17 protein-coding genes are annotated in these 16,621 nt (G+C 64.9%); 10 read left to right on the top strand and 7 right to left on the bottom strand.

The window, feature by feature from the left end; translation table 11 throughout:
• The first annotated feature begins 9 nt into the window (after window positions 1-9).
• From F6B43_RS11670 to F6B43_RS11650, 5 genes are all read left to right on the top strand, one after another.
• Window positions 10-2,019, top strand: a complete 2,010-nt coding sequence (locus tag F6B43_RS11670) for a primary-amine oxidase (RefSeq protein WP_150449563.1) — start codon at window positions 10-12, stop codon at window positions 2,017-2,019.
• A gap of 2 nt (window positions 2,020-2,021) precedes the next feature.
• Window positions 2,022-2,519 (top strand): hypothetical protein, encoded by a 498-nt coding sequence (locus F6B43_RS11665; protein ID WP_150449096.1) that lies wholly within the window; start codon window positions 2,022-2,024, stop codon window positions 2,517-2,519.
• Between the two features lie 84 nt (window positions 2,520-2,603).
• Window positions 2,604-3,422 carry an alpha/beta fold hydrolase gene (locus tag F6B43_RS11660; protein WP_150449095.1) on the top strand — a complete coding sequence of 273 codons (819 nt, stop codon included), beginning with the start codon at window positions 2,604-2,606 and terminating at the stop codon, window positions 3,420-3,422.
• Window positions 3,415-3,996 (top strand): TetR/AcrR family transcriptional regulator, encoded by a 582-nt coding sequence (locus tag F6B43_RS11655; protein ID WP_211368119.1) that lies wholly within the window; start codon window positions 3,415-3,417, stop codon window positions 3,994-3,996. The genes F6B43_RS11660 and F6B43_RS11655 overlap by 8 nt, the downstream gene beginning before the upstream one ends.
• Window positions 3,993-4,367, top strand: a complete 375-nt coding sequence (locus F6B43_RS11650) for a DUF4260 family protein (RefSeq protein WP_150449093.1) — start codon at window positions 3,993-3,995, stop codon at window positions 4,365-4,367. Before F6B43_RS11655 ends, F6B43_RS11650 begins: the two co-directional genes overlap by 4 nt.
• A gap of 244 nt (window positions 4,368-4,611) precedes the next feature.
• Here F6B43_RS11650 and F6B43_RS11645 read toward each other — a convergent pair whose 3' ends face one another.
• The 5 genes from F6B43_RS11645 to F6B43_RS11625 all read right to left on the bottom strand — a co-directional run bounded on the left by F6B43_RS11645 (window position 4,612) and on the right by F6B43_RS11625 (window position 8,045).
• Window positions 4,612-4,917, bottom strand: a complete 306-nt coding sequence (locus F6B43_RS11645) for a helix-turn-helix domain-containing protein (RefSeq protein WP_150449092.1) — start codon at window positions 4,915-4,917, stop codon at window positions 4,612-4,614.
• Window positions 4,918-4,922: 5 nt separating this feature from the next.
• On the bottom strand, window positions 4,923-5,282 hold the full coding sequence (locus F6B43_RS11640; RefSeq protein ID WP_150449091.1) for a type II toxin-antitoxin system RelE/ParE family toxin: 360 nt from the start codon (window positions 5,280-5,282) through the stop codon (window positions 4,923-4,925).
• 400 nt (window positions 5,283-5,682) lie between these two features.
• Window positions 5,683-6,309, bottom strand: a complete 627-nt coding sequence (locus F6B43_RS11635; RefSeq protein WP_150449090.1) for a hypothetical protein — start codon at window positions 6,307-6,309, stop codon at window positions 5,683-5,685.
• 221 nt (window positions 6,310-6,530) lie between these two features.
• Window positions 6,531-6,956 carry an NAD(+)--rifampin ADP-ribosyltransferase gene (arr, locus tag F6B43_RS11630; RefSeq protein ID WP_150449089.1) on the bottom strand — a complete coding sequence of 142 codons (426 nt, stop codon included), beginning with the start codon at window positions 6,954-6,956 and terminating at the stop codon, window positions 6,531-6,533.
• Window positions 6,957-7,142: 186 nt separating this feature from the next.
• Window positions 7,143-8,045, bottom strand: coding sequence for a helix-turn-helix transcriptional regulator (locus tag F6B43_RS11625; RefSeq protein ID WP_150449088.1), 903 nt, complete (start codon window positions 8,043-8,045; stop codon window positions 7,143-7,145).
• A gap of 127 nt (window positions 8,046-8,172) precedes the next feature.
• Between F6B43_RS11625 and F6B43_RS11620 the strand changes: the two genes are divergently transcribed.
• Window positions 8,173-9,159 (top strand): aldo/keto reductase, encoded by a 987-nt coding sequence (locus F6B43_RS11620; RefSeq protein WP_150449087.1) that lies wholly within the window; start codon window positions 8,173-8,175, stop codon window positions 9,157-9,159.
• 144 nt (window positions 9,160-9,303) lie between these two features.
• On the top strand, window positions 9,304-10,005 hold the full coding sequence (locus F6B43_RS11615; protein ID WP_150449086.1) for a hypothetical protein: 702 nt from the start codon (window positions 9,304-9,306) through the stop codon (window positions 10,003-10,005).
• A 137-nt stretch (window positions 10,006-10,142) separates the two neighbouring features.
• On the opposite strand, the gene F6B43_RS11610 is transcribed toward F6B43_RS11615, so the two are convergent.
• Window positions 10,143-10,925 carry an alpha/beta fold hydrolase gene (locus tag F6B43_RS11610; RefSeq protein WP_150449085.1) on the bottom strand — a complete coding sequence of 261 codons (783 nt, stop codon included), beginning with the start codon at window positions 10,923-10,925 and terminating at the stop codon, window positions 10,143-10,145.
• A 253-nt stretch (window positions 10,926-11,178) separates the two neighbouring features.
• Between F6B43_RS11610 and F6B43_RS11605 the strand changes: the two genes are divergently transcribed.
• Window positions 11,179-11,967, top strand: a complete 789-nt coding sequence (locus F6B43_RS11605; RefSeq protein WP_150449084.1) for a DUF4190 domain-containing protein — start codon at window positions 11,179-11,181, stop codon at window positions 11,965-11,967.
• 592 nt (window positions 11,968-12,559) lie between these two features.
• On the opposite strand, the gene F6B43_RS11600 is transcribed toward F6B43_RS11605, so the two are convergent.
• Complete coding sequence (locus tag F6B43_RS11600; RefSeq protein ID WP_150449083.1) at window positions 12,560-13,732, bottom strand: hypothetical protein; 1,173 nt, start codon at window positions 13,730-13,732, stop codon at window positions 12,560-12,562.
• A 245-nt stretch (window positions 13,733-13,977) separates the two neighbouring features.
• Here F6B43_RS11600 and F6B43_RS11595 point away from each other — a divergent pair, with 245 nt between their 5' ends.
• Both F6B43_RS11595 and F6B43_RS11590 read left to right on the top strand, forming a co-directional pair.
• On the top strand, window positions 13,978-14,874 hold the full coding sequence (locus F6B43_RS11595; RefSeq protein ID WP_150449082.1) for a thioredoxin domain-containing protein: 897 nt from the start codon (window positions 13,978-13,980) through the stop codon (window positions 14,872-14,874).
• Between the two features lie 332 nt (window positions 14,875-15,206).
• A complete protein-coding gene (locus F6B43_RS11590; RefSeq protein WP_150449081.1) occupies window positions 15,207-16,250 on the top strand; it encodes a hypothetical protein in 1,044 nt (347 codons plus the stop codon).
• Window positions 16,251-16,621: the final 371 nt, after the last annotated feature.

Raw genomic sequence — 16,621 nt, 5'->3', positions numbered from 1 at the left:
AGAACCACCATGACCGCCGACCGCCGCTGGAGCGACCCGCTGACCCCCGACGAGATCGCCGAGGTCGTGGCACTCGTGAGAGCGGATGTGCGGATCGGAGCGAACCCCCGCTTCTGGGGTATCGCCGTCGAGGAGCACCTCGCCCGGAGCCTTGCCGACGGCCAGGGGCGGCCCGTCCGGCTGGTTGTGATGAACCCCGACGCGCACGCAGCGTGGGAGGTCACGGCCTGGACGTCAGGTATCGACCGGTCCGCCTCGCTCGGCGGCTGGAGCGCTGTCGACGCGAAACGGCCCGGAGTCTCGTCCGAAGAGGCGCGCATGATCGCGCAGGCGGCGCGCAACAGCCCCCTCCTGATCGACGCGCTCGCCAAGCGCGGCATCACCGACATGTCGCTCGTCTCGATCGACCCCGAGTCGATCACCGGCTTCGAGCCGGAAGACCTCATCGATCGTCGACTGTCGTGGGGCACCGTCTGGTACCGCGAGACGCCGGACGACAACGGCTATGCCCGCCCGGTGGCGGGACTCGTGCCCATCCTCGATCTGGAGACGCTCGAAGTCATCCGGATCGAGGACCACGGCGTGATCCCGATGGCGTCCGAGGGCGGCAACTTCCGCAGCGGCACCTGGGGCGAGGACCGCGCGGTCGCGCCGCTGGAGATCACCCAGCCCGACGGCCCCGGCTTCGCCGTCGACGGCCACACGGTGACCTGGCAGAACTGGTCGTTCCGCATCGGGTTCACCCACCGCGAGGGCCTGGTCCTGCACGATGTGACATACGACGACGCGGGCACCGAGCGACCGGTCCTTCGTCGCGCGAGCGTGAACGAGATGTACGTGCCGTACCTCGACGCCGACCCGACCGCCTATCGCAAGAACTTCTTCGATTGGGGCGAGTACGGCGCGGGACCGCTGACCTCGTCGCTGGAACTCGGATGCGATTGCCTCGGCGAGATCCGGTACTTCGACGCGTATGCCCTGGACGGCATGGGCGAGGTGAAGACCATCGTCAACGGCATCTGCCTGCACGAGGAAGACCACTCGATCCTGTGGAAGCACGTGAACACGCGTACGGGGGAGGCGGATGTCCGCCGCTCGCGGCGCCTGGTCATCTCGTTCTTCGCGACGGTCGCCAACTACGACTACGGCTTCTACTGGTCGCTCTATCAGGACGGCGCGATCGAGCTCGAGGTCAAGCTGACCGGCATCCTGTCGGTATCAGGCATCGACGACGGCCAGAAGCCGCTCTCCGGACGCATGGTGAGCCCGAACGTGCAGGCCCCGATCCATCAGCACTACTTCGCGATTCGCCTCGACCCGGCTGTCGACGGACCGCTCAACCGGCTCGTGGAGGTCCACGCAGAGGTCGTCGAGGACGAAGAGCTGAACCCCTACGGCAACGCGGTGACGATGGTGCCGACGGTGATCGCCTCGGAGGCGCAGGCGGGCCGCCTCGCCGATCCGACGCGCGCGCTGCACTGGCGCATCGAGAGCGCCGACCGCACGAACCGTTTCCACGAGCCGACCGCCTACCGGCTGTCGCTGCCGAACACGACAAGGCTCTTCGCCAAGCCCGGGAGCACCGTCGAACGCAAGGCGCCGTTCGTCGGCAAGCATCTGTGGGCAACGGCCTACGATCCGCAAGAGCGGTTCATCGCCGGCGAGTACCCGAACCAGGCACCGGTGAGCGCCGAGGGCATCACGGCCTGGCAGGAGGCGGATCGTGCACTCGACGGAGCCGAGCTGGTGCTCTGGCCGATCCTCGGCACGCACCACTCCCCGCGCCCCGAGGAGTGGCCCATCATGCCCGTCGCGCACATCGGGCTGCGGCTCGAGCCGGACGGATTCTTCACGCGGAACCCCTCCCTCGACGTGCCGCCGTCGACATCTGCGCACTGCGCCCCCGGGATGGATCACGGGTCGCACGGTCACGGGTCGCACGACCACGGGTCGCACGATCACGGGTCGCACGATCACGGCGCCCATGACGATGGAGCCCACGGCCACGGGTCGCATTGACGATGACCGAGGTGCTGCACGTCGGCGCACTCGGGGCATCCGTCCTGGGCGCATGCTGCGTCGCACTCGACCGCAACCGGCCCCGGGTGCGTGAAGCGCTGCTGAGCGTCGTGATGCTCGCCGCGATGATCGACGTCGCGGGCGGACTCGGGTTCGTGCCGGTCGTGTGGTGGAGCACCGCGACGCTCGTGTTCGCTCTCGCCCTGGCGTTCCGGCGCCGCCGGGGGAGTGAGTCGCGGGAGCAGGTGAAGGCGCGCGTGCACGCGGCGCTCGGCGGAGTGCTCATGGCGGTGCTCATGCTCGCGATGGGCGGCATCCACCCGCAGTCCGGGCACCACGCCGGTTCACCGGTCGTGTTCGCAGCCACGCTGGTCGTCGCAGCGGTCGGCTACGCGATCGCATCCGTGCCCTGGCATGGCCGCGTGACACCCCTCTCCCGGATCCAGTTCGCGAGCATGGGGGCATCCGTTCTGCTTCTCGGGGTCGCTGTCGTCGGATGAATTGACCATCGGGTGACGTGACCCTCGGGTGACTCGACCATCCCAAGAACTTGACATAGCCGAAAAGCTAAGTACATTAGCCGTATGGCTTCCATTGTTTCCACCCAGTACCTCGCTCGCCCGCACGGGCGCATCGGCTTCGACGTTCAGGGGTCGGGCCCGCTCATCGTGCTCGTCCCCGGGATGGGCGAGCTCCGGTCCACCTATCGCTTCCTCGCGCCGGCACTCGTCGAAGCCGGCTACACGGTCGCCACGACCGACCTCCGCGGCCACGGCGACAGCGATGCGACCTTCGCGAGCTACGGCGACCGCGACACCGCCGACGATGTCGCCGCCCTCATCCGCCTGCTCGGCGGACCCGCGGTCATCGTCGGCAACTCGATGGGCGCCGGAGCGGCCGTCATCGTCGCGGCGCAGCATCCCGAGCTCGTCTCCGGTCTCGTTCTCATCGGGCCGTTCGTACGCAACCCTCCGACGAGCGCCTTCGCTGCGGCCATGTTCCGCGTGCTGATGGCGCGGCCGTGGGCCGCCGCGGCGTGGAAGGCCTACCTGCCGACGCTCTACGCGGGTGCGAAACCCGCCGACTTCGCCGCCTATCGCGATCGCGTTGCTGCAGCTCTCCGGCGCCCGGGGTACGCGCGGGCGTTCAGCCTGACGACGCGCACGGATCACGCACCGGCCGAGGCCAGCCTCGGAGGGGTCAAGGCTCCCGTGCTCGTCGTGATGGGTGAGAAGGACCCCGACTTCACGAGTCCGCGCGCCGAAGCGGAGTGGATCGCCGATGCCGTCGGCGGTGAGGTCGTGATCGTGGCGGATGCCGGCCACTACCCGCAGGCGCAGCAGCCCGAGCAGACCGCAACGGCGGTCATCGCGTTCCTCGAGCGCGGCGAGCACCGTGCCTAGGGCGGGCCTCGACACGACGGTCGTCATCGAGCGCGCCGCCGAGATGCTCGACGATCCGCGCGGTGAAGGGCTGAGCCTGGCGGCGCTCGCCACCAGCCTCGGGGTGAAGACCCCGTCGCTCTACAAGCACGTCGACGGGATGCCGGGGCTCCAGCGCGGCATGATGCTGCGGGCGAAAGCCACGTTCGGCGCCGCGATCGGAGGGGCGGCGATCGGTCGCTCGCGCGAGGACGCGATCGTCGCGATGTCGTTCGCGTACCGGGCATGGGCACTCGCGCACCCCGGCCAGTACGCGCTCACGGTGCGCGCCCCCGTCGAGGGCGATGCGGAAGACGAGGCCGCATCGACGGCGATCGTCGATGTCATCTTCGCGGTGCTCGCCGGCTACGGGTTGCGGGGGAGCGATGCGGTGGATGCGACCCGCTTCCTCCGCTCGGCGATCCACGGGTTCGTTGCTCTCGAGACGAGCGGCGGGTTCGGGCTTCCCGTCGACCTCGAGCGCAGCTTCGAGCGGCTCGTCGGAAGCGTCGTGACGGCGCTCTCGAACTGGACGGGTGCGGAGGCCGGCGGATGAGCGGCTCGCACGCGCACCGTGCGCCGATCCCGTTCGCTCCCGTCAGCATCCTGACCCGGCTCGAAGGCGCGGCGGTCGCCGTGGCTGCCGTCGTCGTCTTCGTGCTCGCGGGCTTCGCGTGGTGGTGGATGCCGGCGCTGTTCCTGCTCTTCGACCTGAGCTTCGCGGGCTACGCCGTGTCGAACCGGGTCGGCGCCTTCACCTACAACCTCGTGCACAACTACGTCGTGCCCGTCGCCATGATCACTGCGTGGGGTGTCGCGTTGTCCGCGGGTCAGGAATGGGGCGTGCTCGTCTTCGTCGGGGCGTGCTGGCTCTTCCACGTCGGCGTCGATCGGGCGCTGGGCTTCGGGCCCCGCCCGTCCGAGTGAGGCAGTTTCATCGATCTCGTCGATTAGTGGGTGTGCGGGGCAACCGGCTTCCGTCGACTACTGATGCGTGGTGTGGCAACGACAGCGTCCCGGTCGCGACATCGCTCCGCGGAATGACCCGCGACGCCACGCGTCGACGGTGTCAAGTGCACCAAAGGACGCAACCGCGATGTTGGAGGGCTCGCATGAGGATCGATCTGCGGGCACCAGATTGGGACGGCTCCACAAGCGGAGGATCAGGTCTTCAGGCCACCTGGAGACGCTGGTCGCCCGAGACGTACTCGACGACGAGTTCACCGCCGACGGCCTCGAGGTACTTGCGGATCGTCCCAACCTTCGCGCTGTCGAGGTCACCGCGTTCGATCTTCGACACCTGGCGTTGGCCAACGCCGATGCGCTCAGCGAGCTCTTCCTGTGTCAGGCCGATCGCCTCACGCAGCTCGCGCAGCCGATATGCCCGAATCTCGCCAAGCATCCGCTCCTTGTGAGCGTCGACGCGTTCACGGTTGACAGGACGCTTCGCCTGAATCTGCTCCCGTGTCCTAGCCATTGCGATCACTCTCCCTTGGTCTTCTTCAATTGGCGAATGTGGGCATCGAACAGGTCGTCGGCGACGCGGATGTTCGTCTTGTACCAGCTCTTCCAGTTGCCTGCCTTGTCTCCTGCCACAAGCAGGATTGCCTGCCGATTGGGATCGAAGCCAAACAGCACTCTCAACTCGGATCTCCCCGACGAGCCTGGCCGTAGCTCTTTCATGTTCTTGTGCCTGGAGGCCTTCACGGTGTTCACGATCGGACGTCCCAGCTGGGGACCGCGCTCCTCCAGCAGCTCGATGGCGGCCATTACCTGCTCGTACGAGTCATCATCGAGAGACGTCAGCCACGCTTCGATTGGCTCGACGTCGACGCTCCACACGTTGTAATCGTAGACCTTGTAAGGTCTGCATGCAATCGGCGGCGAGGATGGGGAAACGGCTTCGCGCGCCGCCTTGGCCTGCCAAGCGGGCTAGCAAATGCCCCAGCAACTCGGCCTCCGATCGTCGATCGGCATGCGGGCACGGACGGGCGGGCGTAGGGTTCGCGTGTGCCTGGACGCCCGCTTCGCTCGGTCAGCGCAAAGCCGCTGACTCATTTCGGCGACCCTGGGCGTGCGCACGTCCGTCGCCGGACACGCGGTCGCCGTCCGCTTCGACGTTCACGCCGAATCGTCCACGAGCGCCCGGGTGGAGGCTGCCGGCCACACCCCCGCGTCCTTGTCGGGGTCGACTCGGATCGCGCTCGAGTCGCGGTGATTCGCAGCCGGCGCTGCTGTCGCATCAGAACTCTTCGTTGAGGACCTCGTCTGAGGCCTTCACTGCGTACGCGTCGAGGTTCGGATCCGCGAGGATTCTCTGCGCTGTACTCTCGGAGCAGCCGACGAAGAGGCTTCGCGCGTAGATGTCGTGTCCGACGAGCCAGCGAAGATCCGACGGCCACCAGTACATAGGTACGCGGCCAGCCGCGGTGGTCGGTAGGAGCGGAGCGTTGTCCTCATCGACCAGGTTGCCTGTGTAGAGCACCATTTCACGGTAATACGGGGAGAACTGGACGGTTGGTTCTCGAATCTCCGTGGCGTACCCGGCCCATGAGGCGAAGTAGTGCGTCCTCCGATCCGGTTGCAGGGCTTCGATGAGGTGCTGAACGAGACTGACTGGCGGGTTTCCCATTTCGGGTTCCTTCCAGAACTCAACTCGGTTGCTGGCTTCGAATTCGGGCCACTGCATCCAGGCGTGAGGCTTGAACCCGTTTCTGCTCACGGCTTCGGTCCAGGAAATGATGGACCCGTCTCTGAGTTCAATCGGGTTGAGAACGCGGACATACGATTCGTAGCCGGGCGGAATCACCGATGTGACCCTGTCTCCCCGTGGGTCGAGCAAGTTGGCGACGGCCTCAGCAGGACGCATGTCGACTTCGTGACGCAATGGGGGCATGTAGGGAGACTACGCAGGCGGGTGCGTCCGAAGGACGGGCTCACGTCAACGACGACGAGGACCCCGCAGGAAGTGACACCACGCTATGGGACTCACCCTCAGGGGAACCATGGGGACGCCTCGACCGAGATGTTGGAGGTTTCACATGAGGATCGTCGGGGTCAACACATCGACCAAGCATCGAGTGCGCGGTGCTAGTTGATGATCTCGGCGTCGCTCTCACGCAGCGCAGCCAGTCGAACGCGCCATGACTCGAGGGCCTCGGGTGTAAGCCGGGTCCATTCCGTGATCTCCTCTACGACGATCATGGGTGCGCTTGTCCGGTAGGAACGCGTGGGGTTGCCGGGGAACTTCTTGTCCGTGACGTTCGGGTCGTTCTCGAAATCTCCGGTCGGCTCGACGAGGTAGACATGCGGCTCCGCTTCGCCAGGTCCCAGCATCGCGGCGATCTCGGCGGCCAGGCCCGCACCGTCTCGGAGGGCGGTGAAGTACACGTGGTTCATGATGACCTCGGGCCTGTAGTTCGACCGATGCCCGGCGAAGAGCCGATCTCCGGCGGCGAGGTTCGCACGCGTTCCGTGAAAGAACGGGCCGTCGTCGAGTGAAGCATTGCCGCTCATCGCGCTATTGTCGCATCCACCCCAAGCAGGCTTGAGGATCGCGGCCGCACGGGACCGTCCCCTCAGCGAGCCTTGCCCGTTCGGGGATCCCTATCCGGGCGCTGACCGGAACCGGAACGGCCTCGTGCGAGATCTTCATGCCGATCAGGTGCCGACCGGCGTCCTCCGACTCCGGACGGTGCCGAGTCACGGGCCGTTACGGGCGTCTTCGGTGGTGACGTCGCGTCGGGGTGCGGGTGGTTCTGCGGTGGCGGCCCAGCTGGCGAGCATCTTCAGGGCGTCTTCGGAGGGTGACCCGGGTTCGGCGGTGAAGGTGGACAGTTGCAGTCCCGGGTCTGCGGGAAGTTCGAAGGCTTCGTAGGTGAGGTCGAGGTCGCCGACGATGGGGTGGTGGATGCGCTTTACGCCGGTGCGGTGATAGCGGACGTCGTGCGCAGCCCAGAGCGTGCGGAAGGTCTGGGAGCGGGTGGAGAGTTCGCCGACGAGGTCGGTGAGGCGCTTGTCGTACGGGTTTCGTCCGGCGTCGCCCCGCATGGCCGCGACGAACTCTTGAGTGACCTTGTCCCAATCGGGGTAGAAGTCTTGCGCGGCGGGGTTGAAGAACGCGAAGCGGGCGCTGTTGGGGACAGCCTCGGCGAACACGGGGGCGTAGAGCGCCCGGCCGAGGCGGTTGGCGGCGACGTAGTCGTAGTACTGGTTGCGGATGATCGCGGGCGCTTCGGTGATCGCGTCGAGGAGTCGTTGGATGCTGGGCCGAAGCGTGTCGCCGCCGGTGCGGTTGCGGGGCTTCCGTGCTACCGGCGACGTGTTCGCCGCGCGGGCGAGATCGTGCAGGTGCGCGGTCTCGGCGTCGTCGAGTTGAAGCGCGCGGGCGAGGGAGTCGAGGACGGTGTCGGAGACGCCCGACAGGTCGCCGCGTTCGAGGCGGGTGTAGTAGTCGACACTCATCCCCGACAGGAGGGAGACCTCTTCTCGGCGCAGTCCCGGGACACGACGGTTGCCCCCGAAGGCGGGGAGCCCTGCCTTGTCGGGCGTGATGCGCGCGCGGCGGCTGGTGAGGAACGCGCGCACATCGCTCCGGTTGTCCATGCTGTCGACCGTACGCCGGTCCCGGGGTGGGAGGGAGGTACTGGCGGTACCGGGTGCATCGCTCACTGCCACTTCCGCAGCGATTGGCGTTCGCTGGGGATCACCGACAAGGAAGGCAGGTGCCACGATGCACGCGAGGACTCTGGGCCAGGGACTGCAGGTTTCGGCGATCGGGCTGGGGGCGATGGGCATGTCGATGTCGTACGGCCCGAACCCAGGCGACCGGGACGACATGATCGGGGTGCTGCGGTACGCGGTCGAGCAGGGCGTGACCTTCATCGACACCGCCGAGGTGTACGGCCCGTACGTCAACGAAGAGCTCCTGGGCGCGGCGATCGCACCCATCCGCGATCAGGTCGTGGTCGCGACGAAGTTCGGGTGGGACATCGTCGACGGGAAGATGGTCGGTACGGACTCGCGCCCCGAGCAGATCCGGCGAGTTGCCGACGCCTCACTGCAGCGGCTCGGCGTGGAGGCGATCGATCTGTTCTACCAGCACCGGGTGGACCCCGCTGTCCCGATCGAGGACGTGGCCGGCGCGGTCGGAGAGCTGGTCGCGGCGGGCAAGGTGAAGCATTTCGGCCTGTCCGAGGCCGGCGCCGACACGATTCGTCGCGCACACGCGGTGTTCCCGGTGACGGCGGTGCAGAGCGAGTACTCACTGTGGACCCGCGACCCCGAGAACGGAGTCCTGCAGGCTTGCGACGAGCTGGGAGTCGGCTTCGTGCCGTTCAGCCCGCTCGGCAAGGGCTTCTTCACCGGCACCGTCACCCCGAACGCCACCTTCGCACCCGGCGAGATCCGCGCGCGGGTGCCCCGGTTCGAGGCGGAGAACCTCGCGGCGAACCAGTCGCTCATCGACCACGTGACCGCGCTCGCCACCACCCGTGGTGCGACGCCGGGTCAGGTCGCACTCGCGTGGCTGCTCGCGCAGCGCCCCTACATCGTCCCGATCCCCGGCACCCGCCGGCGCGAGCGCATCGACGAGAACGCCGCCGCGACCACGATCGGCCTCACCGCGGATGACCTCGCCGACCTGAACACCCTGATCGACCGCATCGGCGTCGCCGGCAACCGGTACGACGAGACGGGCATGCGCATGGTCGGCAGGTAGATCAGAACAGGTGCGACGCGAGCGCAGCCAGATGCGCTCCATTCGGATCCTCGACCGGGCAATGCGCGAATCGGGTCCCATCTGCGGGCGACGAGCAGCAATCCACTCCAGCGCCAGGCGGTGTTGCCAGTAGGGTCACCATTCGTGAGCAACGATCAGGATGAGCTCGTGTACGACACCGATGAATGCCTCGCGCAACGTGAGGGCTGGAGAGCGCGCGCGCGGGCCGTGTTCTTCGCGTCATCGGATGCGCGACAAGTGTTCGACTTGGTCCGTCACTCGGTCACCGACTGCGTCTACGGATTGAGTGGGCGATCGTGGAAAGGTGTCCCGCACGCGTCTTACTACGTTGGCTTGTTCGCGGCCTACGTGCGCACGCAAGGCATAGTCCTAGATCTCGCACGCGATAGCGAAGTCCTCGACGGAACCACACTCTTGCGCCGTCAGCTCGAACTCGTCGCCCGACTGCGCGAGCTCGATGCAACGGATGATGCCAGCTCGCTACGAGGCCGCACTCCTAATATCGGCGTCCTCAAGAGCAAGATTCGCGGGCTGTATGGGGGGTACTCGGAGGTAGCTCACTCGAGCGTAGAGCGCGTCTTCGATCTGCTTGGCTCGGGAGAACCGGGCGCGGAGCAATGGGTTTCGATGCATCCGAAGTTCTCTGTCAACTCACACGTGTTGCTACACAACGCCGCGATGGTGCATCTCGACTTCCTACTCTGGATGAGAGAGTTCGGCGAGCGATTTGGTATCTCGATCGATCGTCGAAGTATCGACGGACCCATCAGCGAACTGGTTCCCGCGCTTAATCGCTGGGATCCACTCGCGGCGACCGCGGATTAGAGCCGAGGCTTGGGGATCGCGCGTCTACCGGGCGCTACGCAGGATCTCGCTCAACGCTGCTACGGGGACAGCAGTCGACCGTATGAGGATCGGCCTACGGTGACGAGCGCAGTCGTCGGCTGGGCAGACCGCGGCCCCTATTGGGTGCTGTCGAGGATGAGTCGCGTTGCTTCCTGAGGGGCGTCCCATTGCGGAAAGTGGCCGCAGCGCTCGAACCAATGCAGGACGGCGTCGGGAAACAGTTCTGTGGCGCGAGAGGCCTGCCGGGGCACCGTCACCAGATCGCGCCGCCCCCATCCGATCGTCACCCGGCCGGGCACCGTCCCGGCCGGTGCTCCCTGTTGCTTGGGTCCTTTGGTAAGGGCGTTCATGGCGGCACCGGTCGCCGGCGAATCGGCCAGACCACGCACGTCCGGCAGCACTGTCTCGGGCGAGAGTGTCCAGGGCCGCGCCGACAACTGCGCCAGCAGCAGAGCCCTGCCGACAGGGTTGCCCAGCAGGGCTGGTAGCACGCCTCGGAGCGCTCGGACCAGAGCGATCGAGGGCCGCAGCGTGGCTCCGAAGACGACGAGCTCGCGGTGGCTCCAAAAGCCGCCCGGGTCCAACGCCACAGTGTCGCCGCCGACCCCCCGCCGCGCGAGATCGAGCACAATTCGGCCGCCCATCGACTGGCCGGCGGTCGAGACCCCGTCCAGCCCCTGCTCGCGGATGAAGTCCGCAACAGAGTCGGTCAGCGTGGCGATCGAGACCTCACCGGTCAAAGGCGGTGTCTCACCGAACCCCGGTAGGTCGACAGCGATGATCTCACGGTGCTCGGCCAGCTGGTCGAGGATCGGGGCCCAAGATCGCCACCCCGCGCCCAGACCGTGTACGAGCAGCAAGGGGCTGCCGTTCCCGCGTCGGATGTGGTTCAGCGTCATTCACTCAACGCTATCCCGCGCGGATAGAGGCAGGGCCGGATCACCAAAAGCGGAACGACTAGCGCAGTTCTCACGTGATAGTCAGAGCGCGCGGGCGTCGCCGGCCTGTCAAGCGTTGTGGCCGCATCTTCCGCTGTCGCGTCCTCTCGACGATCCCCGACCGGACGGTGACAGAAGTTGGTCTCCGCAATTTCTCGGGACTGAAGCAGGACTTTGGACCGACCGAGAAGCTGGAATTGACTACTGTTGGCGGGTGTCACAGAGTGAGCAGTCGACCACGCCGGTGCCCGCAGCTCTATCTGCGGGCGTCCCGCGGTCCTCTGGTGATCCATTTCGTACCTTGGGGATCATCGGCTTTGTGCTGTCGTTCTTCGCATTCGTGAACGTCGTCGCACTGATCATCAGCATCATCGCCTTTGTCCGCTCGAGGAGGGCAGGATTCAGTAACCGGTTCGCGTTGGCGGGCACTGTCATCTCGTCGATCGGGGTGCTCGTTACTGTTCTCGTGGCGAGCTTCGGCATTTCAACGCTCGTGGGCGCCGCACAGACCTGTGGGCGTCTGGGTGAAGGGATTCATAGGGTCGGTTCATCGACGTACACCTGTACTCGGACCTCGTTCTTCGTCTCCTGGGGGTCGGAGGAACCCGTGCCGTCAGCGGGTGACCAGCAGTGGTCTGCGGCTAGTTCGCTGTACGCCGAAGCTGTTTGCCCGACGAACGCGGCTCGCGAGGAGGTATACGAGGCGATCGAAACGAATGACATTGCTCAGATCGCTCCCCTGGCGGCATCAGCTTCGGCCGCGTTCGCAGATGCCGCTGACATCTTCCTCGACAACTCGTGGCCGCCGGAGATCGGAGAGGACATCCGGCTCCTCGGGGAAACGTCGAGAGAACTGGCGGGCAGCTGGGAAGCGGTCTCTGCTTCGTCCGACATGAATGCAGCGAACGCCGTGGCCTTTCCGGACGCGCAGACTTCTTTCGAGGCGTCTCAACGCGTCAGGGCAACTCTTTCGCAGAACGGTCAAGAACCGCCTGACTGTTGAGATAGCCACGGACGGGTCAGGAGCGATTGGTTACGGACTGTTTAGTAATTGCGATTCTCGAACCAACTCCTGTACGAGGCTACTGTCCAACACCGACGTGGCCGGAGACGCCACGCCTGCGAGGCGGTGGTGACAGTTGCGACTAATCCGGTCGCTTTTCTCCTGATGTGCCGACCATCTTGATCGGCCGCGCCGCCTCAGACCGTCTGTCAGACGGAGTATGCCGAGCCATCAAACTCGTCACAGAGTCGCTCATAAACACGCTCGCGCCCGATTCCGACTCCACCAGCCGGCGTCGCCTGAGCGCTCTTGGAACTTGCCCGACGGACACCAAGGCGCATTGACGCAGGCAGTTGAAGCTGATGCTTCAACTGCCGATAGGCCCGCGCACCCAACCCTCGGGGAGTGATCATAGCCGGACCGGACTGAAGTTGGCGCGAGCACGCAGCGAGCCGCCCGCCACTAGTCGGTGCCCGGGCGCAACACTTCGTCGCTCAATACCAACACGGCTACCGAGTGCACGCCCGGGGCCGACTGGCGGGGCCGCGATTCATGCTCGACTCGGCTGTCAAGATCGATCGACGGCGCGCTACTAGAAGTCCATGTTGGCTGCCTGGTCCACCTCATACATGCCGTAGTCGATGTAGCGCCGGAACTTCTCAGGGTCGCCAGCGAGCGAATCGACGAGATTGCGGAAATCAGTGTCGAACCGGACATCTAGCCCTGACTCGATCCAAGCGCTCGCCTCCGTCGCGGCAGTCGCAAACCACTCGTCGAACTCGTCGAAAAGCGAGAACACGTCCCGGATGGTCACATCGCTAGCATTCGGTAGCGACAGAAAGGATCGCCCGCGCATCGAACTTAATCCGATGGGCAATGCGCCAACATCCGGCACGTGTGCGTACACGGTCGTCTCGTTCCCCTTCTCGAATCCGCCGTGGGTATAGGTATTGCGCCAGCGTTCGATGACGTCGATCAGCTTCTCGAGGTAATGCTTCGAGCGCCCAGTCTTTCCGAGGACACGTTCGTACTTGAGCCCCCACCGCTGACCGATGAAGTCGATGAGGTGATCGCTAACGGGGTCGAACCTCGCAAAGGGCAACGCGAGCACAAGATCGTGCTCGAGCCGACTAAGGAAAGCAGTGATTGCCGCCACGACGTCGTGCGTCGAGTTGACCTGCATCACGGCGGCGCCGCTCTTAAAGCTCCACCCGGAGATTCCGAGGTCACCTCCTGGCTCAAATGATCTGTGCTCGTCTTCTACCACCGTCGGGTTCAGCGCGCGCTCGCGAAAGTAGTCGTAGGCGCGCTGCAGCCGGCTGTGCTGGTTGACGACGGTTGCGTCCCCAGAATCCACCAACTTGTCAGTGAACTTGTTGATGCCCTTCTCCACGACCTTGGTCGCGGAGATCAGCTTCTTCTTTGTGAGCATGAGGCGTGAGTCGATCTCGGGTTCGCTAAGCCCATCGCCTGCGATGCGCAACCGCAGGCCGAACTTCTGGTGCGCCACCTCGTATCGCACTCCCTCCCGCACGAAGGGGACCCACCAGGCGACCTTCTCTTCGGGGCCGAAACAATCCAGGCCCGCGAGCCTAAGAGCGAACCCCATGACTGCAGGGATCGGGCACTCGTCGCGACCGATATCAATCCTGCTGACTGAGCCCCAGGACATGTCGAAGTCTGACCGAACGAGTCGCCCGAAGTCTCGGAGCATCGTGGCGCGAAGTCGATGGCCTAGGTCCGAGGCGTTCGGCAGTTCGTCCATGCCCAAATCCTGTCAGCGATCCATTGCGCATTGCCTCCAGCTGACCGGCTCAGGTCGCGCCGAAACACGAGGGCTGAACCGGTCCACCGCACACCGATCGCTTAAAGAGCGTTGGTTCCGGTACCAACGGTGTATTCGCTTGCCGGTCGCGTATCGCGCGTACGTGGTGGGCACGCCATCAGACGTCTTGGCCGCGGACCGTCAGCAAAGGGTCGGGTAAATACAGCGTCTGACAGAGTTGCGACGTGGAGATATTCGGATTCGTGGCAAACCTGATTACCGTGATCGCCGGTGCTCTCGCGATCGCTGGTGTCATATGGGCCTACCTGGGGCGCGCCAAACTAGGGGTGACTTCGCACGTCGGACCGGGACCGATGCCCACGATGACGTTGACCCTGACGTCCGTCGGAGCGAATCCGGTGCGTAGCCTTCAACTGTCTGCGGGCACGCTGGACGAAAATGGCTTCTCAATGCGGGGCGACGGCGCTGGGAACCGGCCGAGCCTTGAACGTGGACAAGTGATGAGCGTGATCGGGTACGAGCCGGCAGTGACCAGGTTCGGGTCGCCAGAACGGGAGGACGAACGTCGACTCCCACTCGAGCATGGCAACGGCTTCTACGTAACAGTGCAGTGGCAGTCACCGCTGTTCCCCTGGCGCAGAGCCTCACGGACGTACTCGTGGCCGCCTCAACGACGCGTTGCAAGTGAGGGGGCTCTGAGGCTTACGGGGCGGAAGGAGATCGCCTTCCTCGAGCGCGCTCGGGATCAGTCGCTCAATCCGCATAGTCCGTCGTTCGAGCCGCCCCAGGCAGTCGCCGCCCGCGCGATTTCTGCTACCGATGACACTTTTGATGGTTTGCTGACCGGACACCGCGGCCCTGTTCTAGTTGGGTTCGGTCCGACCTGGCAAGGTCAGTGGTGGGAGGACGTGAAGCGCATGCTCGATGCATTTGCTGCGAAGCACATGCCAAAGGTGCGGGTCCTGGTCGTCGACGTCGATCGTTGTCCGAAACTTGCGGATCGGTTCGACACCAAGCTCCTGCCAAACTTCAAGGTCTTCTCAAAGAGTGAGATCGTTGCATCACACGACGGTGACCTCACACTGCCGGCTCTGGAAGACGCATTCAAAGCCGTGCTCTGACGCGAACGCAAACCGCGCTGTGCTCATAAGTCGGTCCCTCTGCGAGCCGACGGTCGCTGGAGCTGCCGAGATGCCGAGATGTCTGCAAGCCCACCCGCTCAGGGTGCGTTCAAGGCCCTAGCAGGTGGAATGATGCTGGGTTTTGTCGCGCGGATCCACGCCAGCGATTAGTTGGGCTCATGGGATTGCTTCCTGAATCCGAGACTCGCGACGCGTGAACCCGATGCCAGGGCTCGGTCGCGCCACGTAGTCCGATCCTCGCCACGGGGTGGAGCTACAGGACGGTGCTCGGTGCCACACCAAGTGTCACCCGTGGGTGCAAAACTCTCCCCGTGACCGAACAATCCCTTACTGAGGCCGAGGCAGAGCGGCTAAGTCTCATTCGCTATCAACTGCTTTCAGCACAGGAGGCGCTTTCCGCCCCGCCGCCCATCAGTAGCCTCTCCATCAACGTTATGCAGGACGTCGTCGAGTCGACCCTCTCCGCAGCCGGAGACCATATTCGGGCAGAGGTCAGGAATCGTGACTTCGACAAGCTTTTCGATGCTGTTGTCAGCAAGCTCGGAAACCCCGCAGAGCTCGTGGGGCTTCGAGCGCCCGCCATCGCGCTGAATAACGCACGGGTGGGCTTCAAACATCACGGCAACCATGTGAGGGATGAGACTCTTCGTCGCCACATGGACGTATCTGTGACACTCGTCAGTGAGCTCGTCCAGGCCGCGTTCGACGTGGACCTCAACGAGGTGTCCATGCTTCTGTTCGTCCGGGACGATCAGGTGCGCCTCCTCGTTCAGAGCGCAGACGAGGTAGGCAAGTCGGGCAACCTGATCGACGGATTGTTTCGACTACGTCTTGCGTTCGACCTGGCCGTGCAGGAGTACGAGTTGCGCAAGACCTACGACGGTTGGCATTCGGTCTTCGATACGAAGCCTGCGTTCTACCCCTCTGTGTTCGATCTTGAGAGGTTCGCAGGACGGGAAGGAGGTAGACACCTTGAGCGCATGACGGATTGGATTGATGCGCTCGCTACGACTGTCAAGCTCGGCGCCATTGGCGTCGACCTGCAGCGATACGCCTACTTCGACAGCGTCGCGCCGAGCGCGATCTACATGGGCTCTGATCACCCGACGCACTCGCGAGTCCGCTTCGAGAATCCGACGCAGCAGCACTTCGACGATGCCTACCGGTTCGTGGTCGATACCGTCATCTACCTCGCGGCGAACGACTACACGCTGACGCCGAATAGGCATCGCCAGATCTACCGGGATCGCCACTTCGATCCTGAGTACGAAGGAACCCCGATGTGGATTCATCCCTCACTGCGCGGCGAGGTAGCTGGAGACGTCGCCGATGAAACCGAGGAAAACCCTGCCTGAAACGATCCGCTCAGTGTTCATCCAGGACAACAGCCGCAGTTGCTTCGATCGATCACTCCGGCACGAATCGCGATCAGAATCACGCTGTCGATTCGACCCGGACGCCACCCGACTATTGGCCGACGTCGCGCCGCAAGCCGGTCTCGAGTGATCACTCGACAGAACGCAGCGGCCGCAAGCTCTACGGGAATGGTGATGGCGGCGGTCGGCCGCGGCATTTCATGGGGTTGTGGACGCGACGCCGTTGGTCGCGCTACAGGGTGCCGCGCGGGCAATTTGCCCGATTGCGGCTGACCGGGGCGATAACATCCCCGCATGCTGAGTTGCCCCTGGAGCACTGCAGAGCTTCGGCGGCTTAGTCGACATCTGCG

The organism is Microbacterium rhizomatis, from assembly GCF_008710745.1.
In the GTDB taxonomy this organism is placed as follows: Bacteria; Actinomycetota; Actinomycetes; order Actinomycetales; family Microbacteriaceae; genus Microbacterium; species Microbacterium rhizomatis.
The sequence above is the reverse complement of the archived record's forward strand: the minus strand, read 5'-3'. Positions and strand labels throughout refer to the sequence as shown.